The organism is Iningainema tapete BLCC-T55 (genome assembly GCF_014698965.1).
Classification (GTDB): domain Bacteria; phylum Cyanobacteriota; class Cyanobacteriia; order Cyanobacteriales; family Nostocaceae; genus Iningainema; species Iningainema tapete.
Genome location: NZ_JACXAE010000054.1, coordinates 90,730 through 114,500 on the forward strand (window position 1 = coordinate 90,730; position 23,771 = coordinate 114,500).

Consider the following 23,771-nt stretch of genomic DNA (forward strand, 5'->3'; position numbering starts at 1 on the left):
TATGACGTTAATATTAGCACTCGATTTTGGTGGAACTAAACTGGCGGCGGCGCTGGTTAATGCTGGCTCTAGGGAATGGTTGGGTTATGAACGTCGCCTTTCTCCTGTGAAGGCAAATGCTGAAACTGATTTGGAAATGATGCGATCGCTCATCCATTCTTTGCTGGGAGGAAGGAAACCAGGGGCGATCGGTGTGAGCTTTGGGGGACCAGTAGATGCAATGATAGGGAAGGTGAGATTATCACATCATGTTCCGGGTTGGGAAAATATTCCTTTACGGGATTTGTTGGCACAAGAGTTTGGTGTTCCGGTTAGTGTGGATAACGATGCTAATGTTGCTGCTTTGGGTGAGCATCGTTTTGGTGCTGGTGAGCGGTTTGATAGTTTATTTTATATTACTGTGAGTACTGGGGTAGGGGGTGGTTGGATTCTTAATGGTCAGCCGTGGCGGGGTGCTGGGGGTATGGCTGGTGAGATTGGGCACATGGTTGTCGATCATAAGGGACCAATGTGTTTGTGTGGGAAGCGGGGTTGTGTGGAACGTTTGGCTTCGGGACCTTATATGGCGCGAGATGTGAGGGAGGTTTTGGAGAATGAACCGCCGCTTAGCCCCAGGTTTCAACCTGGGGGTAGCCAAGAGGGAAGAGGGGAGGTTTTGCGGGGGTTGGTGGGGGGTGATTTGGGTTTGATTACGGGGAAGGTGGTGAGTGAGGCTGCTGCTGCTGGGGATGAGTTGGCTGTTGAGTTTTTGGCGCGGGCTGGTTGGGCGCTTGGTATGGGCATTGGGAATGTGGCGAATCTGGTGAATCCGCAGCGGTTTGTTTTGGGTGGTAGTGTGATGAAGGCGGGTGAGCGTTTGTGGGATGTGGTGAGGAAGGTGGCGCGGGAGACTGCTTTGCCTGAGGTATCTTATGAGATTGTTCCTGCAGCGTTGGGTGATGATGCGCCGCTTTGGGGTGCGGTGGCGTTGGCCCTAGATACGATTTCATGTTAATTATGATACATATTAATATTGTAGAGACGCGATATATCGCGTTTCTACATCGTTGCTTTGTACTGTTGACCGTTGACAGTTAACAGTCTAACCCTTGTTAATGTGCAAGTTAAATGTGTAACAGCTTAGCAAACGCTTATAATGTTTGGAGTTAGAATTGTAATGTTCAGCGTTTTGCTTTCTTTAAATATCGCTAAAACTGCTTAATTTTTTTTATAAGCCCATAATCACAAATAGTAAAAATCAAAGCAGGTGAAAGATGGCTACCCAAAAACTGATGTTAGAAATCCCAGAATCGCTCTTTGAGCAACTGCATCACCTCGCTGAGTTGACTGGTCAATCTGTTGAATCCTTGGCACTACAAAGCATCACGAGTAATTTACCTCGCTTTACAGAAAAAGTACATGACCTCGATGAACTACTGTCACGAGTAACAGCCGATAATTTACATGGTGAAATTGACAGTGGAGAACTAGTAGGTCGTGAAGTCTTCTAATTTTGAATTATACATCCCTCAACAAGGCGATATTATTTGGATCAACTTCACCCCTCAAACTGGGCGTGAGCAAGCAGGTCGCCGTCCTGCTCTTGTCATCTCACCAACTAGATATAATCGCAAAGTAGGACTGGCTTTGGTATGTCCGATTACTACGAAAGTAAAAGGATATCCTTTTGAAGTACCTATTCCGGAAGGCTTAGTAGTATCAGGGGTAGTGCTGGCAGATCAGGTGAAGTCATTTGACTGGCAAGCAAGACAAGCCGAATTTGCCTGTAAAGCACCATCTGAATTTACAGTTGACGTAATTACCCTACTGAGAACTTTAATGCCTTTGTGACAAGTAGTTTTATCAAATTATGCCGTGCATCTTCGACAGGCGAATTGTTGATAGTTTCGCCTAAGCCTGGAGCTTCAACCATTTTTCGATCAGATTTATGTAGTGAATATGACCAGCTTGGGCGATCGCTACTTCTCTAAAATCGTACAACGTGCAGCCAAACTCATCTGCACCACCCTTGAATTTAATGAAAGACGAATTAATTCCGCCTGACGATATCTATCTTGGAATAGTATTGGGGTTCCGCCTACAAAGTAGTAAATAACCTGAAACCATTTTAAGATATAAATGCTAACTCTGTTCATTAATAGGTAAAGATTTAATTTGTTCAATTAAGTTGGAGTAATCTCTCAAAATATTATCTTTTTCTGGGGAATCTAAGTTATGATTTTGGCAATACAAAATAAACCAACCCAGATTAAATATGTTTTTTTGCTCACGAGTTGGTAGTTTATTAAAGTTATTAATCATCTGGGTATAGTCAGAAAATTTTTCCGTATACTCATGACGAAATTCTTTAGGAGCATTGTCAATTTGTTTTTCATAGTAGTCTAAAGTTATTTGCTTAATTACATTTCCATAACAGTCCATAAGTAACTGGTAATCTTTTTGAGATTGAACAGTAATAGAAGAGTAATAGCAGCTTAGATAATTAACAAGATAAAACAAATTCAAGTTGTTTTCAGAGTTTAGCCGATGCATCAAAGATGTTATAGTTTCTCCAGTCAGCGATAAAGCCATGTCTTTGACAACATTGCCTATAGATTTGAGTGAATCTAAGACTGAATTTGTGGAGTTTGGGTTGATTGTGGTTGCGGTTCCAAAATTTGCTTCGCTTGAAGTTCTGAAGTCTGTTGTTGTATGGTTTGAGGTTGTGATGTCTGCTGGGGTTGTGGTTGAAACAGGAGTTTTAGGCTGACAACTATCAACACGATTGTGATTGCTGTTATTAGCAACATTATCATTAGGCGAATTTTCTGGTTTGGCTGAGAAGGAACTTGAGTTTCTTCCACTTCTGGAGAGTCCATGAAGGGTATCGCGTTCGTTTTTTTTTCCTGTGATTTAACTTCTCTCACTGGTTCCTCTACACGAGATGCAAAACCTCTCCAAACACCAGCTTTGTGCAGAATAGTTCGTTTCTCTAAATTTTCTGTTACAACGACTAAGACACCATCGTTTTTTTCTCCATCCCAACTAGTCCACTTTTTAGGTAGAGGATTATTTAGTATTTCTTCTGCTAGTTTTTTTAAATTATCAGTTGATTTATTTTCTATTTGATATAGTTCATAAGATTCTATATCATTAGAATACTGGGTATTAATTTGCTCAATTTTCTGAATAAATTGATGAACTTTTTGCAGGGATACTCTAAACTCTTCCAACTCAAAAAAGTCAATCGATTCTTCAATCATCTTACTAAAAGATGAATTTTGATGTAAAATGTTTTGAATAGCACTATAGGCAATCTTCCGTAAGACTTCTTCATTTTCTTCTAAATTGTCAGCTATCCAAACTATAGAATTTAAAACTGTTCGCCCTAATTGAATAGATCGTTGTGGTGATTCAATGCCTGTTACTTCCAATAAAAGTTTGTTCTCCTCTTTATCTCTAAAGATAATTAGGGAAGGTTTAACCTCATCAATTAAATCGTTAACAATAACTATTTTACCGTTTTCTTCTATAACTTGACGTTTAATCAAACTAGGAACTTCTACAGGTTGATGTTCTTCGCTCTCAATACTACGCCAGTGAATACCCGTCTTACCTAGCGCAGAAGTTTTTACATAAATTTTAAAGTTATTCATAAATTAATTATCCTTGTTATTAATTAGAAAATAGACTGAGGAAATTCCAACCATTTATGCCCTTGAATAATTGCAAAACCATCACTATTTTTAGAGCCGAACGCAAATCTCAACAAGGCATTGTTGAATGCGTTAATTTGTTCTTGAGTTGCCTGAACTTTAAACAAACTTGATTGAAAACTTGTTTGGATCTCTTGGATACCAGCTTGTTTTTGCTCGACTTGTTCTTTTACTGTATAGTAAGGGGATTCTCTATCATCAAACAGATTAGCTATTGTTCTAAATACCCACCACATGTTATTACGTTCATTTAAGAGTCTTTGTTTTTCTTCAAACTCTTTTTTAGCATTTTCTAATTTATCTTTCTCTGTACATAGCTCTAATTCAAGCCTTTCCAAGCTCTCTTTCTCTTTATGTAAAATCTGCTTCTTATTTTCTAAAAAAACATTAATTAGAAACAATAGGATATATCGAAGCGGTTGTTCGCCATCTTTTGGTTGGTAAGGAGCGTTAATTGGAGTTTTATGGTAGTAAAATTTTGTAAAGTTATTTTCATCAGTTTTGTAATGAGAAAAGGTTACATTTCCAATAGTTTGCACTGGAGTTATTACTACAGCTACCTTATTAATTAAAGAATCTGATTTAAAAAAATCGAGCAATTCACCATAACTTATTTTGACTTGGTATAGTAAGCTTTCAGCATCTCTTGATGTTCTAGTGTAAGTTTCGCACTTAATAGGAGCTAAAATCACTAACCGAGGCGATTCTACATGAGAATAAGCATCCTTTAATAGCTGAGTAATACGCTGGGAATTATTTTTTTCCTCATGCCATGTTCCAATTTCTCCATGACTGACTCTTCCTGTCTTTTTTTGCATGAGTGCGGTAGCATCAATAGGAATAACTACCGCATCGCATTCATTTAGCTGTCGTTTGATATATTCTTTTTGTTCTGGTGCTGCATCTGGATTAAAGTACTCACCGGAGGGGTCAGTAAACCTCAATTGCATAAATTTTTTACCGCTACTCCCAATCTCAAAGTAAAAACCTTGGTCGTTCCAAGGATTTTCTTTAGGTTGCGTCGGAGTAACTTGCTTCTGTAAGCGTGGGTCTATATTTTTTATGATAGACTTACATTCTTCTATTGCGCGTAAGGTATTGGTATCATCAATCCAAGTTTGAAGATTAGCACGCTCAAATGTTTTGTTAAACTCTTCGTGCATAGCTGCTAAAAGACTAGTTTTACCAATTCCTCTTAAAGCAACCATAAGAATTTTTAATTCTTCAGTTCCATTCATAATATTTCCTACTTATTTACTATTAAGCAAAATAAAAAGACTCAAGTTGATTTACTAAGTTAACTTGATTAACTGCTTTCACCCATTCCTCTCGCATCTGTCTATCCTGTTCTTTTTTTCCAAATACGTCAAACCATATTTTTCCACGAACTCCCCTTAAAAAGTTTCTCCATTCCTTCTGGATATCCTTTTGAAGGATAACGTTATCGATAAATTCTTCTACCATTGCATAGACAGCTTCATTCGGTTCGTATAGCAATTCTTCCAAGGCAGGTTTGATAGTATTAATCGCTTTGTCATAGTCAATTTCTAAAGCAGTTAGAATATCTTCAGCACTGGTATCTTTAGAAACAGCAAGCGTTTTATCTAACTGTTCTGATTGTCCAAATTGTCCAGTCATAGGACTAATATTGGTAAGTCCATCTAAATGCTGACGAATACGAGGAAGAATTAAGCCACGGTAGGATAACTGAAAGTTTGCTATTATTTGAAATCCTGCTTTTAACTTTGCTAAACGTTCAGGAATAATATTAGCGATCGCTGCAAAAAATTCTGACCCTTCAGCCTCGCTTAGAACGCTTAAACTTCCTTTTGATTTTAAAACCTCAACTACTTGATTCTTAACTAACTCAACTATCCGTTTGAGGTTTTCATCTAAAGATAAAAACCTATGAGAAATTAATACTCTTAGTTCGTCTTGATAATCAGGATAAGCCCTAAAAGCACTACTAATCATGATGCGATTATTAATTTCTCTTAAGGCATCTTCTGATGAGAGAATACCTTTATCCTGTTCGCAAGTTTGAATAGCTGCGATCACTCCTTCGTGTAATTCTTCATCAGGTACTTGCCGTTGATGCCAAAGTTGTACTCTTAATTCTTGAAGTCCTAGAGCAATAGACTTCCACCAACCGCTATCATTATTTCCAAATAGCTCGCTAAAGAGTTCTTCAGTTTCTTGATAATTGTCCTCTAAATCTTTAGGTAAAACTATTTTTGCTTTGCTCAATTCAGCATTAACTGTTTCATAAATATCTACTAAACGCTTTTGACAAGCACTAGAATATTTTTGATCAAGAGCATCAATATTCTTAGTTAAGTAATCCAAAATTGTATTTAAGAGTTGGTTAGTCTCTTGACTGCTAGCACAGTTAGTAATTAAACATTTTTCGACTGTTATATATTTTTCTTCAATTGTCTCCAATAAATCTTTGCAGTTTTTTAGATTATCCCCATTATTAGATTCAGGATGAGTTTGATTAAGTACCAGAAATGACCATAAATTAATGGGTAAATCTACTAAGGCTGAACGAGCAGCATCATATAATTTAACATCCACATCCGCCCAATAATCTCCAGCAGATTTAGGCATTCTGACAAATAAAACAAAATCAATGTCCTTTCCTAATGCTTTAATTAATCTATCCTCATCCCCAAGTCCTGTATCGCCTAATCCTGGCATATCTACTAAGGCAATTTTACCGACATCAGCATTTGGAAATGTACAGGTAATTTTAACCTCTTTAACCGCTAAGTAGTTGAAGAAAATGCGTTGACCATCAGGAGTGTCTTGCGCTACATATTCTCGAATTTGATGTTTCTTAATAGTTCGAGGGGAAGTTTCCTTTAAAAGATGACGATATTGATGGAACTGAGTATGATACCGCTTTAAATGTTCATACATTGCTCCCGGTTCTGCATAACCAGGAATATCTTGAGATAATGGTGGTAAGGGTTTATTAGCAAACTCTTCTACAGTGAGAGGTTTTGCACCTAAACGAAGTTTCTCGTAATAAGGAGCAATCACTTCATCTAAAAATGAATGCTCAGTGTGAAACCACACCTCTCCATAAGTATCTACATTAGGATTGTGATGAATCGTACTCCGAACCCCTGTACAATGCTGTCTATCCCCATCAGGGATTTCTGCTGCACTTAATCCAGTTAAACTTTGCAGAAGACGGCTTTTCCCTTGTCTTGCACGTCCTACAACTCCGATGTTGAGGGTATCGCGAGAAAAACGGTTTTTCAGCTTAATTAAAGCTTGTAACTCAGACGTGATAGTTAATTGAATATTAGAAAAATCAATTTCCTTAAGTTTGCCAGTGACAGCTGAATCATTAACTTGGGTTAAAAGATTGTTGCGATGTTCCTCAAGTTGGTGTAGGGCTACAGAAAGAGTTTTTAAATTCCCTTCTACCCCTTCAATTCTCTTAGCTAGGGGTTTACGCTTTTCAATAATGTTGGTGATGCGCGTGGTTACGTCCATCTGATAACATGGTTAATGAGGCAATTCAACAAGTATATTTTGCCACCTTTATTTCTGCCATTAGTGTTTATACTTACATTGCACACTCAGAGGAATGCGATCGCATTCCTCTATCTCACCCGCAACTTACCTTGACTACCTGCGGCAGCGATCGCACCTATATTAGCTGTAAAGACTTTTATTCCAGGAACAGTAACATAATCACCATCATCAGTAATTATTTTTACTATTCCTGCTTTGTCTTCTTTTTTCGGAGAGTCAGACCGGATATCAACAACCTCAGCCTGAACTGTATAGTTAACTGGCATTAAATGGTATTAGCCTGTTCGCTGATAACTTGGTCTACTCTACTACGAAAATCAGGGTCAGAGTAATACCGCTTTGAATTTTCAATTCCCGTGCTTGAGTATTTGCTTGCCAACTTGGTTTAGGTTAGACACCTTCAAAAGACGGCTCTTCATCTGGTTCAAAGTCCAAGGCATAATATGACTCGTCGCACAAGAGTGTAATGTTTACCAGTGTTCCTCCAAAGAAAGTTTGTCTATTTTCGTAAATTTCTTGTTTTTCATCTATTGTCGCACATCCATCATGACTTAGAATTTGAAGTTTTCCCTTATTTATGTGAACAAATTGTTTTAAATAGTCAAGACCGATACCACCCGTCACATCTCCAGTTCTCGTAGTTGTCCCCGGTTGGAAAGCCCATTTTAAGGCTTCGGCTGCCGGTAGACGGAAGTTGTTTTGAAAATCACGGACATTGTGAGGGATTCCTACCCCAAAGTCAACAACAGTCAGCTTGAGTTCGCCTAGCTTGGGGTAGTGCTGTCCGCAGCTAAACACGCCGATATCAGTTCGCCCATGCTCAAAAGCATTGGCATAGATTTCCAAAGTAGTTCCGACAATCACTCCTCGTAACAAATTACTGATGTGAACCCAGCCTCTACCAAACCACTGTTCAGCAAGATAGTAAACCAAATCATCTCTATTTTGGCATCGATCTTCTCTGTAGGGAATGGAATTACCTTGCCAAGGTTCCTCATCACCGTTAAATGCGTACATAAATCCATTTTGTTTTAGGTTCATGCTGATATGATTTTTTACTGTGTCCCAGTTAAAGATAGCTTTACCGCCTCGTGACTCAACCAGTCTGGCTAAACCACCTAAAAATGCCACGGCGTTTTGTTGTAAAAAGTAACACTCTGAAAAATCAAAAATTACTTCTTTTGTACATTCTTGGACTTGCTGCCATAGTTGGAACAAGCAGTCAAAGTCCTTTGGTTTGTCATTGATAGTAGGAACTTTCAGAATCAGACTCACAATGCTGCTTGCAAGATTTTAAATACATAATACTAGGTAAAAATTGCTGGTAAATCTGTTTTTAGCTGAGTATCAATATTAACTTGCAATTACTACCGATTCTGCGAGATACTCTCAAAGTCTCTTATTGAGCGATTTTTGCGTCGGCTATTTCACTCTTAGAGGTAGGCGGAAGATTGACGATTTAATTGAGCAGTATGTTGGTGGTGGGTGTTGCGATCGCGCTTTATACTAGGCAAAACTCCATTGAGCAGGTTGGCTTACCGAAGTACCCGTAAAAGTTGATTCCCACCTTTTTGAAACTCATAGGGAACTTGTCTAATCTCAACTAAATAACCTTGAGACTCTAATTCTTGGAGTACAGGTTGCAACCAAGGTGAAACTTCTCCCGTCATGTTTACTAACAATGGAAAGATCCGAACTTCACATGCAACTCGGCACATCTCTATAATTGCTGTAAGATGAAATTCCATTGATAGTTGATCTGAATAGGTAAACAATAGGTGAGAACATAGCGCTAAGTCAAACTGTTCTGGATTAAATGACAAGGAAGGTAGTTCCTCTATGACGTAACGCCCCTGTTGTAATCCTGGGGGAAAGTCTACTAGGAACTTGTCCATTGCCTGCTTGCGAACCTGACACAAATTTTCAGGAGACTCAATTGTTGTCCAGACAAAATTTTGCTGATTGGTTTGTACGCCCTTTAAAATTACTGGAAAGGTTTCTTCAATACGTTGGGATATTTCACTTGCAGAAAACTGGTATATGGGATCGCAAGAAATGACGCTATGTCCAAGAGCCGTCACTTCCGCATTGAAACTAGCAGGTCCACCAGCACAATCAAGAATTTTACCACTTAGGTCATTAGTAGTGAGGTCAAACATCTGAATATATTCCTGTAGAGAACGTCCCCAAGGAACAACAGAGTCAAGCCTTAATCCCATATGCAGTAGCCTCGCGTTTCTACTGCATCATACCAAATTCAGTTTTTACAACAAAACAACATTTAATGTAGAGACGCCCTGTTTGAAGCGTCTCTACAGGAATTGTGGGTTTTAGACGCGCCCTCAACAACCACCCCATTAAAGTGTTTCTGGGCGAGAAATATCGGCTCCAACAGACACACCAGCAGTACTAGATTGTAGCCCTGGTTTAGTAATTGGTTCTTTTTTATCTTGCAACGACTGGGTGACAGAAGAAGGTGGCATGGCAGCTTCTGGATGTAGTTTATTCGCATTTGCTTGCTGAGATAAAACTGACAATCCACCTACCGAGCCAGCGACAAGGGCTGTGTAGCCTACATACAAATATGCCGGATGTATTGAAGGTAATTGAAGTTCAAAATTGCGTCCTTTAGGCTGATACTTGTAAGGCAAAATATTTTTTTTCACCTGTTCTGGTGTTGCTGGTAAACAAGACGCTAGATGTGTACCATTTAATCCCAACGCATTTCCCATCACCCGAATAAAGCCACGTACAAAGACATCTTCTGGTAATAAATCCCAGTTACCGTTTTCTACTGCTTCCATTGAAGAAATTGGTACGTGAGTGTAAACGTTGAGTTGGGTGAGCGAAAGATTTTGAGACTCACGGGCTTGGCGAAGTTTTTCACCAATTTGACGCAAACTGTCTCGACGTTTATCTGCTGCTTTTTGAGCTAATTCAGCTTGTCTTGGTTTTTTATCGAGCCACCTAGTCAGTACCTTCTTGTTGGGGCTGTTTTCTTTTAGGTTAGAATTGATCCCCTCTTGCCCCCCGATATTCGCGGGGTTGCTGGGTAAAGACTTTTGTTGTGGTTTAACATTTGTTAAGCAATGTGACAATTCAGTGTAATCTGCTTCTTCTACAACTGGTGTTTCAACTTGAGTTTCTGATGGTTGGTTATCTTCTGTAACTTTCTCATGCTGCGTAAATTTCTCAAATGCTAAACCAATTGCTTCTCTACCCACAGCTTTAAACAAAAGATGGGCTTGTTCAGCAGAAGTGCCTAACAATTTTTGTAAAGTCGCTACCGCACGACGATATACCTTACTTTGGTGGAGATCGTTTTCTATTTCACCAAGAAGCGATCGCAATTCATCACGAGAAATTTCCATAGGAGAATTTCCAGGGACTGTTAACAAGTACGCAGATGTCATAGTCATTATTAAAAGCCTATATGAGCAATTGAGCAAAAAAGAATATTCTTACCTGTGTAATTTATTCTGCCATTTCCAAGCTTTTCCGGAACAATAAGTAACAATTTTGTATTTTTTTAGTAAAAATTGTTAAAACTTTCACTAATGAAATAATGTGCTAATTTTTCCCCATCCAACTTACTGAAATACAGTAATTTTTTAACTCAGTATTTATCAATTACTTCCCATAAAATTGGTTGATAAAAGACCTTACCGCTGGTAAATAAATATCAGGCGCAACGTCTGCTACATTATTATGTCCTGCACCCGGAACTAAAATCAATTGCTTCGGTTCAGAAGCAGCATCATACAGGTTTTGGCTCATGAAAGCTGGTACAGTTTCATCAGCAGTGCCGTGAATGAATAACACGGGCATTTTTAATTTTGCTACTTTATTCAACGAGTCAAACCGCTGCGTCAGGATAAAACTGACAGGAAATATCCGAAAAAGTTTCCGAGCAGCAATCACCCCTTGGATAGAAGTGAAAGAACTTTCCACAATTAAGCCTGCAGCATCGGGATGTTGAACCGCCAAATCAATAGCAATCGCTCCTCCCAGAGAATGCCCATAAATAAAAATGTTTTTGGGATCAATCCCTTTGTGTTCTACTAAATAATTCCAAGCTGTGGCTGCATCTTGGTAAACCCGCGCTTCATTGGGAAAAGCGCCCTCACTACGTCCGTAGCCACGGTAATCTATGAGTAAAATCGAAAACCCTAACTTCTGTAACCGATTGGCGTGGGCAACATTTGCGCCAATGTTGATTCCATTTCCGTGTAGATACAGTAACACGCGATCGCTCTTGTGATTTGCTTTAATCCACCAACCATGAATACGTTCCAGCTTCGATGCAACTGGCACGGGCAACCAAACCTCCTCATAATCTAGCTTCCAAGCTTTTGGTGTAGTTTCGATCTCAGCAGAGGGAAAAAATAAAAATCGCGGTTGCTGAAAAAAAAGAAATATGCATACAGCACAATAACCGACAAAAGTCGCCACTCCCACCCAAAATAGTAGCCAGATTAACAACTGTACTATATATTGCACCTTGGTTGTTTTCATGTACGTATTTTTAAATACAATAATCTTAAGCTTATATAAGCTGACTAAAGTTTTTAAAGTTATCAATAAGTAATCAATAAATGGGTGATAGGGTGTAGTCAAAAAAATCACAATTATTTAAGTAATTTCTAAGCGTGAAAATTAAACATTTAGTGCTGACTAGGAGAGAATCGTGAAGTTGTCAAGTGACGCTCAAGAAGAGCAATTAAAGGAAATATCTGTACTTTTACGACAAGCAAGAGAAGAAAAATCGCTACGTATAGAAGAAGTAGCTGCTCTAACACATATTAGACCAACTTTTTTACAAGCTTTAGATGATGGGCGATTTGAGGTATTGCCTGAACCAATCTATGTTCAAGGATTCATCCGTCATTACGGAGACGCAGTCGGGTTAGATGGTACTACTCTGGCAAAAAAGTTTGCCACTACTTTCCCTCCGGCTGAGCTCACAAACGATTCTGTTGAGGTTGCAGCACAAAAACCAAACATATATGTACCTCTTGCTGTCCCCTACATTTTATTAGTAGTAGCTGCCTCCGTGGGACTCTTTTACCTGCTCAATCCACAACGTAGTGCAGAATCTTTCTCTCAGAGCAAATCAGAACTGAAAGTCGGGGACAAGAAAAAAGCATCACAATCAGCTTCATCACCAAAAGCATCTTCAAAAAGTAAACCCTTACCAAGTGTCTTAGCAACACCTGTAGCCGCCCAGCTATCAACACCATCCCCCACGGCAAAGGAATCAAGCGTGGAAGTTTCTCTGGAACTACAAGACAAATCATGGCTACGAGTCAAAGTAGATGGTAAAACTGAATTTGAGGGAATATTGAACAAAGGCGATCGCAAAACCTGGAAAGCCAAAAAAGAGCTGAGTATACGTTCTGGTAATGCTGGTGCGGTGATTGTTTCGCAAAACAATCAGCAACCAAAACAATTAGGAGCAGTTGGTAGTATCAAAGAAATTACGTTTACGCCAGAAAAAGTCAATTAACTTAGATCCCCGACTTTTTCAAAAAGTCGGGGATCTAGAACTAAGTATTCATTTGTGGTGTACGTAGATGCCAATCAGTTGATTGCTCATAAGCGTAAGCCACTTGAAATAATTGATCTTCCCGCAGCACCTTACCAATGAGCTGCAAACCTATCGGTAAACCATCAGAATCAAAACCACAAGGTACACTTATACCAGGTAACCCAGCCAAGTTGACGGGAATAGTCATTAAATCAACTAAATACATGCTGAGGGGATCAGTAGTTTTTTCCCCAGCTTTAAATGCTGTGGTGGGAGCAGTAGGACAAGCTAATACATCTACTTGTTCAAAAGCTGCTTCAAAATCTTGCTTAATCAGAGTGCGAACTTTTTGTGCTTTCAGATAGTAGGCATCGTAATAACCAGCAGAAAGAGCGTAGGTTCCAATCATGATCCGCCGCTTGACTTCTGCACCAAAACCCGATGAGCGGGTACGAGTGTACATGGAAATCAAATTATCAGCATCAGCAGCGCGGAAGCCATACTTCACACCATCATAACGAGCCAAATTTGCCGATGCTTCTGATGGCGCAATTACATAATAACTAGGTACACCAGAACGGAACCGAGGACAAGAAACGATATGAACTTCTGCGCCTAAACTTTGTAGTTGATCTATGGCTTTAGTCACAGCTTGTTCAACTACAGAATCTAAACCATCTCCAAAAGTTTCTTTGATTATACCAATTCTCAGTTTTCCTCTAGGTTTGAGGTCTGGTTTTAAGCTCAGGGTATAGTCAGGGATTTCCACTTTTAGACTAGTGGAATCTTTGGGATCGTAACCAGCGATCGCCTGAAGCAATATCGCGGCATCTTCTACTGAGCGTGCAAAAGGACCTATTTGATCCAAAGACGAAGCGAAAGCCACCAAACCGTAACGAGAAACCAGTCCATAAGTTGGTTTCATTCCTACCACACCGCAGAAAGAAGCAGGTTGACGAATCGAACCACCAGTATCAGAACCGATTGCCACCTGACATTCTTCTGCTGCCACCGCTGCCGCCGAACCACCAGAAGAACCACCAGGAACCCGCGATAAATCCCAAGGATTGGCAGTACCTTGGAAGGCTGAGTTTTCTGTAGAGCCGCCCATCGCAAACTCATCTAAATTAGTTTTGCCTACCATCACCGCACCTGCATCCAGCAGTTTTTGTGTCACCGTTGATTCATAGGGCGGCACAAAATTTTCCAACATCTTCGAGGCGCAGGTAGTACGAATTCCCTTGGTACACATATTATCTTTGATACCAATAGGAATCCCAGCTAGTATTCCAATTTCATCACCTGCGGCAATTTTGGCATCCACGTTTTGTGCTTGTTGTAATGCTATGTCGGCTGTCACAGACAAGAAACTGTGTAATTTCGGCTCTAGTGCTTGAATGCGCTCTAAAGCTTCTTGAGTAATTTCAACTGCAGAACGTTCTTTGTTTATTAGCTGTTTGTGTAACTCTCGTATGGATGCCATGATTGCTCCGTTAGTGGCTCAAATCCTTCATCTTAGTACAGTTTAGGAATTTTTATTCCAGTTTGCTTGAGAGCTGCTCTACATTAGTATGTAATCTACGGCTCATTATTGACTGCACAAGTTAATTTTACTAATTTTTTGATTCTATCTATGGTTAAAATTATTACACGTAAATCGTTAGAAACGCAAAATGTATATGATATCGGCGTGGAACACGACCACAATTTCTTAATTAGAAACGGTTTGATAGCTTCCAATTGTTTTAATAAATCTCACTCTACAGCGTATGGTTATGTAACATATCAAACTGCGTATTTAAAAGCGAATTATCCGTTAGAATATATGGCGGCGCTGTTAACGGCTAACAGTGGCGATACAGAGAAGGTGCAAAAATACATTTCCACCTGTTTGAGTATGGATATTCAAATAGAGCCACCTGATATTAATCGTTCTGGTGTGGATTTTACACCATCAGGAGACAAAATTTTATTTGGATTGTCAGCAGTTCGTAACGTAGGGCAAAATGCGATCGCCTGTATTTTAGCAGCTAGAAACGAGGGCGGCGAGTTTAAATCACTCTCAGATTTTTGCGATCGCGTGGACTTGCGTACTGTTAACCGCCGTACACTAGAAGCACTAATTAACTGTGGAGCCTTTGACAAAATTGATTCTAACCGTAACCAATTAATCAAAGACTTAGAGCTAGTCTATGAATGGGCGCAATCCCGTGCTAGAGATAGAGCTAGCGGACAAGGTAATCTGTTTGATTTACTAGGTGGCGGATTTTCTACTAATCATAATACAACCCAAAATAGCTTTGACACTGCGCCTAAAGCAAAACCAGTGCCTGATTTACCTCCACAGGAAAAGCTGCGCATGGAAAAAGAAATTTTGGGCTTTTATGTATCAGATCATCCACTTAAATCTATTCGCACTTCAGCGCGAGTGCTAGCTCCCATCAACCTGTCACAACTAAGCGAACAAAGAGAAGAAGCCAATATTTGTGCGGTTGTCATGCTGAATGGTGTGAAAAAAGTGATGACTAAAAAGGGAGATCCAATGGCAATATTGCAAATAGAAGACTTAACAACACAATCAGAAGCAGTGGTATTTCCCAAAATTTACGAGCGCATTCATTTAGTACTTCAAGTTGATTCCAGAATGATCATTTGGGGTAAAGTAGATAGAAGAGATGAGCAAGCTCAATTAATTGTTGAAGATGCAGAGCCAGTCGAAACAGTACAGATGGTGATGGTAGAACTAGATCTTCAACAAGCAGCCACCATAGAAGAGCACCATCGCTTAAGAACAATTTTACAAGAATACTCAGGTGATAGAGAAAAAGCAAAAGTACCTATCATTGGAATTGTACGTGCCAATGATACTCGTCATCTTGTCCGGTTTGGACGGCAATTTTGGGTACAAGATACCAGAACAACTGTTCAAGCTCTGCAAAACGCTAGGTTTACAGCATACATTCAACCGTTGATTGGGGTATAGGGCATGGCGCATCAGTAAATAAGCGTACACCTTCCCACGGTTGCCCGTTTTTTTAGTCACTTCTGCGGATGGGAAATTACCGCAGAAAATGGTATCTTTTTATGCCATGAGTAACTATGAGGCAATCAGGGGAAGGAGCAAAATTTTGATGACCGTAGATAGGCTAGATAAGCTAGGTCAATTCGTTTCATATTGCAAAAAAAATCAACCTCAAAGTCAAGAAGACATTAAAAGGTTTTTTGAGGGGGTTGTTGGGTTTCCTTATGACAAGGAACTCCTATTGCAAGCTTATCTATTTTTAAACATCAAACAGATATTTCCTTTATGTACAGAATTACTATTGTTTGAGAAATCGCCAATAGCTGATTATACAGATTTAGGAAAATGCGACTTTGTGTATCTAACATCAAATATGAAACTTTTTATCATTGAAACTAAATTTATAGATACAGAGGCAACAGGAGCAACAGAAAGAAAAAGAAGAAATAAGCATCGAAATAAAGTATTTGAGCAGGTGATAACTTTAAAAAGTCGATTTAGTGAGTATTGGAATATTAAATTAGAGCAGTTGGAGTGTGGCGTATTTACAACAGATCCTGAAATTCATTGGCGAGGAAATGATGTCAACGTTGTAACCAAATCAATATCTATTGAGCAACTCGAACAATGGCGTAGGAAGTATATAAAAAACTAAAGATACCTCCTGAAGATACCCGACTTCTTTAAGAAGTCGGGTATCTTGTTAGCTTTTATAGTACAAATGTACTGTAAACGTGCTAAAATGCCTTACGAGCCAGATAGCCTTCCATAAAAATAGAAGGAAAATAGCTACGGGAAACAAATCTTAAATTACTAGTATTCAATCGCAACTCACTATTAGGGTTGTAGCGGTTATGCTGGAATTATTGCACTTCGAGCAAAATCGAGAATGCAATATCTAGAAACTGTGAGCGCATAATTGAGGTGTATTGAAAGTGTTAAAGACACTTCTGGTGATTGTCATTGGTTTCTTACCCTCCCTGTTCTCGCTATGGTTGATGCGTAAAACCCAGGCTAGAACACGCTCACAGTTTAGGCGAGCAGCTATGACCTTTCCTACGGGACAGGTACGCCAATATACTAGGCCAGAAGTTGGCGATCGCTACTACCTAGATGGAGTAGGCTACCTCATTGGCGACATCACCTGTAAATTTAATGCTCGTTCCGGTTATCTGCGTTGTGCAGTCAATCCCAGTGGCCCATGCGAAGGTTGTCGTTACTATGAATCACGGGAAGCAGATAGTGAAACGTCTAAAATTTGAGATGATACACATAAATGTAAGTAATTGCAAATCCGAATACCTTCTTAAGGTTAGTTACCGTAACTACTGCATATTTTATAATGGTAAATAAATTTACTGTAATTTTAAAGTAGTTTCACTGAATTAAAACTTTACTTTTATAAAACATTTGCCCATTTATAGTTTGTACATAACTAGGACTTACGCACTTTACAAAAAGACTGGAATATGCATAACGTGCGCGATCGCGCTCTGGAAACATTGTCTATATCTGCGGCTCAATTACACTGCGGTTGCAGAATGCTTCTGCTATCTACAATCTATATTCCATCTTCAGCCAGTGCATAAGTTGATTTCACTTACACCTAGATAAAAAGTAAAACGAGGGCTGATGTCCTCACAAGGTAAAAACCCCAACTTTATTGAGGTGATTGATGTCTACTATGGTTAAAAACACACAATCAAAATTTTGTCAATGCGTAAATTCTAGTTACCAATATGGTAAGTTAAGCCAACCTACAGCTTTTGCTTTGATCAGTGATTGTCTCAAAACTTTTAAGTCAATCACAGCACCACTCGCTAAAAGCAGACTAGCTACATCAGTTTTAGTAACATTTTTGGGTACAACTGTTGCCACCTTTGTAGGTTTTGGGTCTAGTACAAAAAGTGCAACAGCACAGATTGTCTATCCATTTGATGTAACATATGATGTAGAAGATACATTGACACCTATTCCTGGATCGGATGTTTTTGAGGCACTTATCTCTGGCTTTAATCCTGACGCTCAGTAAGGTCTGACCAACTATACAGTTAGGAGTTATTTTCGATTTAATCCCATGACTGGTGTGGGTACATTTGATACAGATCCAACACTGTTTGGTCTAGAAGGATTCCCAATAGGAAGTGTGATATATTTTGGCAGCAGTAATAATCAGCTATTTGCATATGGTGGCGGTATCGGTACACTTGACTTCGCAACAGGCTTAATAACGGGTTCTACCACTGAGATTATCACTGTACGCTATTCATTATGGGTATAATCGGGGCTGGTTTTCTGCAGCGACAACGCCTTCTCAAATCCAATTTGTGACTATTTATACCATTCTCACCAAGCTGGCTACACACGATCCCTTCGTGCCCACCCCCCCTTGCGCCCCCTTATTAAGGGGGGTTGGGGGGTAAAGATGTGTGGCAACTACAAAGAGAATTGGTATTAGATATTTTTTCTACCACCACAACTTTTTCATTAGTATTCCAGGATATATATGGACAAGCAAAAATTTTCTCCCGCTGTTGCCTTCTCGACGTTTATCGCTGTTGGAACAGCAGCCTTAGCGCCAGCTCAAGCTGCTCTACTTGACTTCAGCTTTACTACCACAAACGGCGGAACAGGGACATTTACTCTCAACACGGGTACTTCACCCTCTGCTGAGCCTGCTATATTTGCGCAAGGGGTTACAGGAATTTCATACCCAAATGCTATCTCTAACTTCTCTATTTCAGCACCCTATGTAAATTTGAGCAGCGTCACTACTGACTTTAGTGTTGTCCCATCTATTACTTCTGCTTTTATTGGTTTTCCAGCTAATTTAGGGGTTCTTAGCAGTATTAGTTATCCACCCGGATGCATAACATCGCCAGGTTTCACCTGTTTATTTGATATTGCTATATTCTACACTGGTAACCTTTCAGAACTTCCTTTACTTTCTGATAATCCCAACTCCTACTCTACAAGTGTTGCTGTTGATTTCTTTGATCCCACCACTCAAGAATTGCTCGTCCGTGACTTTATTACCAATTTTCAAGTTGTCCGTAAGCAACCCGTTCCTGAGCCAAACGTTGGCTGGAGCATATTAACTTTTGGTATTGGCGGCTTAGGTTTGCTGCTTAGACACAGCCCTAGACAAAAAAATGTGCTTGCTAATCCTACGAGTATAGAAGGCTAATCACTGAATTTACGCAACTGGCGATCTTCGTCCTAAATTTTAAGTCCTGAGTAAAATAAAAATACTCAGCAGACAGTACTCAGGACTTTCATTTAAAGTGTGCGATCGCGTCTATCAAGTAATTGAGAAGATAGAATATTGAAATGGTAGCAATACAACAGGTTACCATTAGTCAATGCAAGACATTCAGGTTTTCTATTTAGATGGTAGAGAAATTTTGAGTAAAGAAACCTTTTTTAAAAAAGCCGCTGAAGTAATGAACTTCCCTGCTTACTTTGGCGCTAACTGGGATGCATTTGATGAATGTATTACTGATTTAACATGGTGTCCGGCACAAAGATATCTCATATTATATGATTACTCTAATGTTTTCGCGCTGGCTGACCCCACTGAATGGCAAATCGCAGTTGACATTTTGCACTCTGCGGAAGAATATTGGGTGACAACAAACAGACCTGTGGATGTTTTTCTTCTCAATTAAATAAAATGGTGCGAAGTGCTTCCATCATCGTCGGATATTTAGATTATATAAAAAAGGTGCGTTACACTACGTTTACGCACCCTACTATGATAATGCTAGTTCGGCTTTAGATTTGGGTAAACGGTATTGCTCTAATATTTATTCGAGATAGCGATTGCACTTTGTACCAACTCAATGGTTTATTTATCATAAGGACATGCCAAGCAACGGCATCCACGTTCCTATTATTAGGAGGTAATTATGTCCCAAGCCCCTTTCAAAATAATGACGGTTGAGGAGTATCTAACCTACGATGATGGTACAGATAAGCGTTACGAACTCGAAAACGGGGTATTAATAGAGATGCCTCCTGGCACTGGTAATCACGAAGCAATCATCACGTTCGTATTATTTCAGTTTATTTTAGAAAAACAACGACTGGGACTAATGTTAGAACCGCGTTCCAATGGTGTCGAAGTCATGACGAACAAACAAATTAGGCGACCCGATGTGTTGGTTATGACGACTCAACAAGCTGCTTCTATTGAGAATAAATCGGCTATTCTTAGAACTGCACCACCACTTATTGTTGAAGTTGTATCTCCCGAATCTGTTGACCGCGACTATAATATCAAAACATTGGAGTATGCAGCCTTTGGTGTTAATGAATACTGGATTATTGACTCGCTCGAAGGTAAAGTAACAGTCTGTCTGCTAGCTGGTTCAGCTTATAATCAAACTATATTTACTGGCAATCAAGCAATTGTATCGCTTACATTGCCACAAATTAACTTGACTGCCCAACAATTATTGATGCCGAAGCTTTAATATACGACAACAATACTCAGCAGTCCGTACTCAGGACTTTCACTTAATTAGCGCTACTGGATAGTCAGGGTTTGCAGGATTCGGAATTAATCGCCGATTTGTACAATCTACTAGGAAATCTAACTTTTCTAACACAACTTGACCAATTAGAACTTCGTCACCAGTTATTAGAGCATCTTCTATTGTTCCACGTCCCTGACACTCAATGATCACAGGTCCAGTGACTCCTACAGATTCCTTTCGCCCATCTGCATATTGGGCTATTTGCTGCCCCCGAATTCGCAAGCCAAGGTGCTGCACTATTACTTGTGGAATTACTAAAGAAACTGCGCCTGTATCTACTAAGGCTTCAGCTTCGTATTCGCGTAGTAGGTGAGGTGCAAGTAACCCTCTATTTACTAGTTCTTCATCAACTGCATTGGATAGCTTGACTTTGGTGCGAACTGCTCCCATCATTTTTTGAAATTTATATCCTTTAAAAAAGTTGCTTTACTCTCATTAACGCACCCTACTATGATGATTATAGCAGTCCTAAATGATTCACGAACGCCGAAAAACCCGGTAACTTTTACGAAACCGGGTTTCTGATAGCTAGCTTTTGTAACTCAAATAGGATTGCTATATAGCGCGATCGCACTTGTCAATCAGCATACTGGGCTATTGGCGATCGTGTATAGAATGAAATGCATTTAGTCTTCTCAAGAAGACTTTAGCTATAAGCCTGCGATTTGAATTGCAGGCTTTGTTGTAAACTAGCGATTACCTTAACACCAAACTCTGCCTCAAATACTCCTTTTTTGTACTCTAAACTCCATAATTCTAAGGCGCAGTCATCATCAGGACGAGAGGGAAATATTTGGATATGGAATTCTTTCATATCTGTTAGATACTCACACTTTATGCGTTTAACAGCGCCTATTTGCCGCCTATCCAGAGCAACTGCTAATCTTAAGATCGCACTTAATTGATCAACAATTTGTCTGTGGTGTTTGCTCACCAAATTGCGGTAATTTTCGTGCTTTTTCTTCGGCGCAGATTTGCGATGATAACGTGCTATATTGGCAATAATTTCTATTTCTGTTTCTGTGTAACCGAGTAATTCGCTGTTACGAATTAGATAATAAGAGTGTTTGTGGTGTGAAGAATGGCTCACATAATGACCGCAATTGTGTAAGATTGTTGCAGCCCAAAGTAGTTGCCGTTCTTCTGCCCCCCAGTTGTGTAGTTTGCCCTGAGTTTGGTCAAATAAACTTTTGGCAAACATTGCGATCCGATCGCCATACTCTATATTGACATGATACTTCGTCGCCGTTCTCATCACACTGCGTTCGCGTACTGAACTTTGGTAGCGCAGACGATCTTCAATTAAACCGTGGGCAAGCATCCAATCTACAATCACACCTTCTCGGAGCGATCGCTCACACACGGCAATCTCTTCAACTCTCAGCAGCGTCATTGCCTCCTGTAATATTACTGCCCCAGCTAGTATAACTTCTGACCGCTTTTCTGGCATCCCCGGAACTGCACATCGTTCTGAGTAATTCAGTTTGCGCAAGCGATTCACCATGCCTTGCAAATCTTTAAGGCTGAACTGGTACCCATTCAGTGTGCCAGGGGCAACATTCGACTTTTCTCGTGCATGGATAACTGCTAAAGTTTCAATTGTACCAGAAGTTCCAATCAATCGAGCTTGTTGACCACGCAAATTTGCCAACACATCTTCAACTGAACGTTCCAACATCCCGCGTGCATAGGCTTGCAGATATTGAAACTCAGTGTTGCTAATCGGATCGGTGGTGATTAACTCACTAGTGAGTCTAACTGCACCAATTTTTGTACTAGTAAGAGTTCTCGGTTCATGACAGTCGCCCAAAATGATTTCCGTAGAACCGCCGCCAATATCTACAATCATGTGGGGCTGGTTGTTGAATTCCATCCCTGATAGTACACCCAAGTAGATTCGCCGCGCTTCTTCTTGACCGGAAATTAAGTCAACGCACAAACCTAGCTCGTCTTCTATCCTTTGCAAAAATTCTTTACCATTGGGAGACTCGCGCACGGCGCTAGTTGCTACAGCAATAGTTGTTTCTGCTTTGAGAATTTTGGCAATTTCTTGGAAACGTCGTAAAGCGGCAAGGGCACGATTCATCACCTCTGGTTTGAGTTCACCTGTGGTAAGATCGCGATCGCCTAGTCTGACTGTTTCCTTTTCTCTGCCAATAATGCTAAAACTTGGTAGTGTCGGTTCAATCCGCACAACTACCATGTGCAGAGAATTTGTCCCTAAATCAATTGCAGCAATTATCCGGTGTCGGTCAAACTGTTGAGTAGGAATACTCTCCCAGCTTTTTGAAACTAAATTCACCATCTTGTGGTTCTCTCTATTAATGATGGCAGCCAACAGTTTTGAAACAAACTCACTTGCAACCAAGCGCAATCCACCCATCTAAGCACACTTACCTGAGTAGAAATTCACCCAGCCATCTACAACTAAAATGACATTTCAATTGTATTTAAAGTTGCAAATTCTGGTTATGCTTTTACAAATAACAAATAACGATATTCTATAAGTGTAAAGAAGTATTAATGCATCTAACTAAAGTCATTGATTTAAATCTATGTTAAGCACACCAGAACAAAATCAAGAACCTGTATGGCTTGTAATTATCCGACTTTTACGGTGGGATAAGCCCGAAGGACGGTTAATACTAATGATTCCAGCCCTATGGGCTGTATTTTTGGCAGCTTCAGGGAAACCACCTTTACCATTAGTTGGCGTCGTCATACTAGGAACACTCGCCACTAGTGCCACTGGATGTGTCGTTAATGATTTATGGGATAGAAATATCGATCCACAAGTAGAAAGAACACGATCGCGTCCCCTTGCTGCCCGCACCCTGTCTGTAAAAGTTGGTATTATTGTCGCCATCGTCGCTCTTCTTTGCGCTGCGGGTCTTGCATTCTATCTTAACTCACTCAGCTTCTGGTTGTGTGTAGCAGCAGTGCCAGTCATATTACTTTACCCTGGCGCAAAGCGTGTATTTCCTGTACCTCAGTTAGTGCTTTCCATCGCTTGGGGTTTTGGCGTCTTGATTAGCTGGAGTGCAGTGACAAAAAACCTCTCCACACCCGCTTGGCTTTTGTGGGGTGCAACTGTACTGTGGACATTGGGATTTGATACAGTGTACGCTATGAGCGATCGCGAAGATGACAAACGTATTGGTGTGAACTCCAGCGCCCTGTTTTTTGGAGATTACGCCCCTGTTACTATTGGCATTTTCTTTGCTGGGACTGTCATTTTACTTAGTTGGTTAGGATTTGTGATAAATCTTAACATAGCTTATTGGATTAGCCTTGCCTTTGCTACCATTGGTTGGATTTGGCAGTTTACGCAATTAATAAAAAAAGATTTACCTAACTCAATATACGGTGAGATGTTCCGGCAAAATGTCTGGATTGGTTTTACCATCCTTGCTGGGATGATTATCGGGAGTTTGTAATTA

The 23,771-nt window shown here is 39.9% G+C and carries 25 protein-coding genes; 13 read left to right on the forward strand and 12 right to left on the reverse strand.

Going from position 1 to position 23,771, the window contains the following annotated elements:
- The first annotated feature begins 1 nt into the window (after window position 1).
- From ICL16_RS16005 to mazF, 3 genes are all read left to right on the forward strand, one after another.
- Window positions 2–994: an ROK family protein gene (locus ICL16_RS16005; protein WP_190829439.1), complete on the forward strand. Its 993-nt coding sequence runs from the start codon at window positions 2–4 to the stop codon at window positions 992–994.
- Between the two features lie 259 nt (window positions 995–1,253).
- Window positions 1,254–1,490, forward strand: coding sequence for an AbrB/MazE/SpoVT family DNA-binding domain-containing protein (locus tag ICL16_RS16010; RefSeq protein ID WP_190829441.1), 237 nt, complete (start codon window positions 1,254–1,256; stop codon window positions 1,488–1,490).
- Window positions 1,477–1,830: an endoribonuclease MazF gene (mazF, locus tag ICL16_RS16015; protein WP_337907025.1), complete on the forward strand. Its 354-nt coding sequence runs from the start codon at window positions 1,477–1,479 to the stop codon at window positions 1,828–1,830. Before ICL16_RS16010 ends, mazF begins: the two co-directional genes overlap by 14 nt.
- A gap of 291 nt (window positions 1,831–2,121) precedes the next feature.
- Here the strand turns inward: mazF and ICL16_RS16020 are convergent, their stop codons facing one another.
- The 9 genes from ICL16_RS16020 to ICL16_RS16060 form a co-directional block, all read right to left on the reverse strand.
- Window positions 2,122–2,421, reverse strand: coding sequence for a hypothetical protein (locus ICL16_RS16020; protein ID WP_190829458.1), 300 nt, complete (start codon window positions 2,419–2,421; stop codon window positions 2,122–2,124).
- Window positions 2,422–2,606: 185 nt separating this feature from the next.
- On the reverse strand, window positions 2,607–3,635 hold the full coding sequence (locus tag ICL16_RS16025; RefSeq protein WP_190829460.1) for a hypothetical protein: 1,029 nt from the start codon (window positions 3,633–3,635) through the stop codon (window positions 2,607–2,609).
- A gap of 23 nt (window positions 3,636–3,658) precedes the next feature.
- Window positions 3,659–4,933: a TRAFAC clade GTPase domain-containing protein gene (locus ICL16_RS16030; RefSeq protein WP_190829462.1), complete on the reverse strand. Its 1,275-nt coding sequence runs from the start codon at window positions 4,931–4,933 to the stop codon at window positions 3,659–3,661.
- A 22-nt stretch (window positions 4,934–4,955) separates the two neighbouring features.
- The gene (locus ICL16_RS16035; RefSeq protein ID WP_190829465.1) at window positions 4,956–7,202 is read right to left on the reverse strand and encodes a GTPase family protein; all 2,247 of its coding nucleotides are present in this window, start codon (window positions 7,200–7,202) and stop codon (window positions 4,956–4,958) included.
- Window positions 7,203–7,312: 110 nt separating this feature from the next.
- Entirely contained in the window at window positions 7,313–7,510 is a 198-nt protein-coding gene (locus ICL16_RS16040) for a hypothetical protein (RefSeq protein WP_190829563.1), read from the reverse strand.
- Between the two features lie 124 nt (window positions 7,511–7,634).
- Window positions 7,635–8,519, reverse strand: a complete 885-nt coding sequence (locus ICL16_RS16045) for an ATP-binding protein (RefSeq protein WP_190829467.1) — start codon at window positions 8,517–8,519, stop codon at window positions 7,635–7,637.
- 260 nt (window positions 8,520–8,779) lie between these two features.
- Window positions 8,780–9,463 (reverse strand): SAM-dependent methyltransferase, encoded by a 684-nt coding sequence (locus ICL16_RS16050; RefSeq protein WP_190829469.1) that lies wholly within the window; start codon window positions 9,461–9,463, stop codon window positions 8,780–8,782.
- A gap of 138 nt (window positions 9,464–9,601) precedes the next feature.
- Window positions 9,602–10,615, reverse strand: coding sequence for a helix-turn-helix domain-containing protein (locus ICL16_RS16055; RefSeq protein ID WP_238360796.1), 1,014 nt, complete (start codon window positions 10,613–10,615; stop codon window positions 9,602–9,604).
- 259 nt (window positions 10,616–10,874) lie between these two features.
- Entirely contained in the window at window positions 10,875–11,759 is an 885-nt protein-coding gene (locus tag ICL16_RS16060) for an alpha/beta hydrolase (RefSeq protein ID WP_190829473.1), read from the reverse strand.
- Window positions 11,760–11,931: 172 nt separating this feature from the next.
- Here ICL16_RS16060 and ICL16_RS16065 point away from each other — a divergent pair, with 172 nt between their 5' ends.
- Window positions 11,932–12,750 (forward strand): RodZ domain-containing protein, encoded by an 819-nt coding sequence (locus ICL16_RS16065; RefSeq protein ID WP_190829475.1) that lies wholly within the window; start codon window positions 11,932–11,934, stop codon window positions 12,748–12,750.
- 40 nt (window positions 12,751–12,790) lie between these two features.
- Here ICL16_RS16065 and gatA read toward each other — a convergent pair whose 3' ends face one another.
- Complete coding sequence (gene gatA / locus ICL16_RS16070) at window positions 12,791–14,254, reverse strand: Asp-tRNA(Asn)/Glu-tRNA(Gln) amidotransferase subunit GatA (protein WP_190829477.1); 1,464 nt, start codon at window positions 14,252–14,254, stop codon at window positions 12,791–12,793.
- 150 nt (window positions 14,255–14,404) lie between these two features.
- Here gatA and ICL16_RS16075 point away from each other — a divergent pair, with 150 nt between their 5' ends.
- The 8 genes from ICL16_RS16075 to ICL16_RS16110 all read left to right on the forward strand — a co-directional run bounded on the left by ICL16_RS16075 (window position 14,405) and on the right by ICL16_RS16110 (window position 20,268).
- Window positions 14,405–15,754 carry a helix-hairpin-helix domain-containing protein gene (locus ICL16_RS16075; RefSeq protein WP_190829479.1) on the forward strand — a complete coding sequence of 450 codons (1,350 nt, stop codon included), beginning with the start codon at window positions 14,405–14,407 and terminating at the stop codon, window positions 15,752–15,754.
- A gap of 148 nt (window positions 15,755–15,902) precedes the next feature.
- Complete coding sequence (locus ICL16_RS16080) at window positions 15,903–16,448, forward strand: hypothetical protein (protein WP_190829549.1); 546 nt, start codon at window positions 15,903–15,905, stop codon at window positions 16,446–16,448.
- Window positions 16,449–16,728: 280 nt separating this feature from the next.
- Entirely contained in the window at window positions 16,729–17,055 is a 327-nt protein-coding gene (locus ICL16_RS16085) for a DUF6464 family protein (protein ID WP_190829481.1), read from the forward strand.
- Window positions 17,056–17,468: 413 nt separating this feature from the next.
- Window positions 17,469–17,825, forward strand: a complete 357-nt coding sequence (locus ICL16_RS16090) for a hypothetical protein (RefSeq protein ID WP_190829483.1) — start codon at window positions 17,469–17,471, stop codon at window positions 17,823–17,825.
- Between the two features lie 45 nt (window positions 17,826–17,870).
- Window positions 17,871–18,074, forward strand: a complete 204-nt coding sequence (locus ICL16_RS16095) for a hypothetical protein (RefSeq protein WP_190829485.1) — start codon at window positions 17,871–17,873, stop codon at window positions 18,072–18,074.
- 225 nt (window positions 18,075–18,299) lie between these two features.
- Window positions 18,300–18,980: a hypothetical protein gene (locus ICL16_RS16100; RefSeq protein WP_190829487.1), complete on the forward strand. Its 681-nt coding sequence runs from the start codon at window positions 18,300–18,302 to the stop codon at window positions 18,978–18,980.
- Between the two features lie 175 nt (window positions 18,981–19,155).
- On the forward strand, window positions 19,156–19,461 hold the full coding sequence (locus tag ICL16_RS16105; protein WP_190829489.1) for a barstar family protein: 306 nt from the start codon (window positions 19,156–19,158) through the stop codon (window positions 19,459–19,461).
- A 240-nt stretch (window positions 19,462–19,701) separates the two neighbouring features.
- Window positions 19,702–20,268, forward strand: coding sequence for a Uma2 family endonuclease (locus ICL16_RS16110; protein ID WP_190829491.1), 567 nt, complete (start codon window positions 19,702–19,704; stop codon window positions 20,266–20,268).
- Between the two features lie 39 nt (window positions 20,269–20,307).
- On the opposite strand, the gene ICL16_RS16115 is transcribed toward ICL16_RS16110, so the two are convergent.
- Window positions 20,308–20,724 (reverse strand): pepsin/retropepsin-like aspartic protease family protein, encoded by a 417-nt coding sequence (locus ICL16_RS16115; RefSeq protein WP_190829493.1) that lies wholly within the window; start codon window positions 20,722–20,724, stop codon window positions 20,308–20,310.
- A gap of 253 nt (window positions 20,725–20,977) precedes the next feature.
- Window positions 20,978–22,636, reverse strand: a complete 1,659-nt coding sequence (locus ICL16_RS16120) for a Ppx/GppA phosphatase family protein (protein ID WP_190829495.1) — start codon at window positions 22,634–22,636, stop codon at window positions 20,978–20,980.
- 250 nt (window positions 22,637–22,886) lie between these two features.
- Here ICL16_RS16120 and ICL16_RS16125 point away from each other — a divergent pair, with 250 nt between their 5' ends.
- Window positions 22,887–23,768 (forward strand): 4-hydroxybenzoate solanesyltransferase, encoded by an 882-nt coding sequence (locus ICL16_RS16125; protein WP_190829497.1) that lies wholly within the window; start codon window positions 22,887–22,889, stop codon window positions 23,766–23,768.
- Window positions 23,769–23,771: the final 3 nt, after the last annotated feature.

Coding starts and splice junctions, on each gene's coding strand:
- ICL16_RS16005 (WP_190829439.1), top strand. CDS start 2: ATGACGTTAATATTAGCACTCGATTTTGGTGGAACTAAACTGGCGGCG.
- ICL16_RS16010 (WP_190829441.1), top strand. CDS start 1,254: ATGGCTACCCAAAAACTGATGTTAGAAATCCCAGAATCGCTCTTTGAG.
- ICL16_RS16020 (WP_190829458.1), bottom strand. CDS start 2,421: ATGGACTGTTATGGAAATGTAATTAAGCAAATAACTTTAGACTACTAT.
- ICL16_RS16025 (WP_190829460.1), bottom strand. CDS start 3,635: ATGAATAACTTTAAAATTTATGTAAAAACTTCTGCGCTAGGTAAGACG.
- ICL16_RS16030 (WP_190829462.1), bottom strand. CDS start 4,933: ATGAATGGAACTGAAGAATTAAAAATTCTTATGGTTGCTTTAAGAGGA.
- ICL16_RS16035 (WP_190829465.1), bottom strand. CDS start 7,202: ATGGACGTAACCACGCGCATCACCAACATTATTGAAAAGCGTAAACCC.
- ICL16_RS16040 (WP_190829563.1), bottom strand. CDS start 7,510: ATGCCAGTTAACTATACAGTTCAGGCTGAGGTTGTTGATATCCGGTCT.
- ICL16_RS16050 (WP_190829469.1), bottom strand. CDS start 9,463: ATGGGATTAAGGCTTGACTCTGTTGTTCCTTGGGGACGTTCTCTACAG.
- ICL16_RS16055 (WP_238360796.1), bottom strand. CDS start 10,615: ATGGAAATTTCTCGTGATGAATTGCGATCGCTTCTTGGTGAAATAGAA.
- ICL16_RS16060 (WP_190829473.1), bottom strand. CDS start 11,759: ATGAAAACAACCAAGGTGCAATATATAGTACAGTTGTTAATCTGGCTA.
- gatA (WP_190829477.1), bottom strand. CDS start 14,254: ATGGCATCCATACGAGAGTTACACAAACAGCTAATAAACAAAGAACGT.
- ICL16_RS16075 (WP_190829479.1), top strand. CDS start 14,405: ATGGTTAAAATTATTACACGTAAATCGTTAGAAACGCAAAATGTATAT.
- ICL16_RS16080 (WP_190829549.1), top strand. CDS start 15,903: ATGACCGTAGATAGGCTAGATAAGCTAGGTCAATTCGTTTCATATTGC.
- ICL16_RS16090 (WP_190829483.1), top strand. CDS start 17,469: ATGTCTACTATGGTTAAAAACACACAATCAAAATTTTGTCAATGCGTA.
- ICL16_RS16095 (WP_190829485.1), top strand. CDS start 17,871: ATGACTGGTGTGGGTACATTTGATACAGATCCAACACTGTTTGGTCTA.
- ICL16_RS16100 (WP_190829487.1), top strand. CDS start 18,300: ATGGACAAGCAAAAATTTTCTCCCGCTGTTGCCTTCTCGACGTTTATC.
- ICL16_RS16105 (WP_190829489.1), top strand. CDS start 19,156: ATGCAAGACATTCAGGTTTTCTATTTAGATGGTAGAGAAATTTTGAGT.
- ICL16_RS16110 (WP_190829491.1), top strand. CDS start 19,702: ATGTCCCAAGCCCCTTTCAAAATAATGACGGTTGAGGAGTATCTAACC.
- ICL16_RS16115 (WP_190829493.1), bottom strand. CDS start 20,724: ATGATGGGAGCAGTTCGCACCAAAGTCAAGCTATCCAATGCAGTTGAT.
- ICL16_RS16120 (WP_190829495.1), bottom strand. CDS start 22,636: ATGGTGAATTTAGTTTCAAAAAGCTGGGAGAGTATTCCTACTCAACAG.
- ICL16_RS16125 (WP_190829497.1), top strand. CDS start 22,887: ATGTTAAGCACACCAGAACAAAATCAAGAACCTGTATGGCTTGTAATT.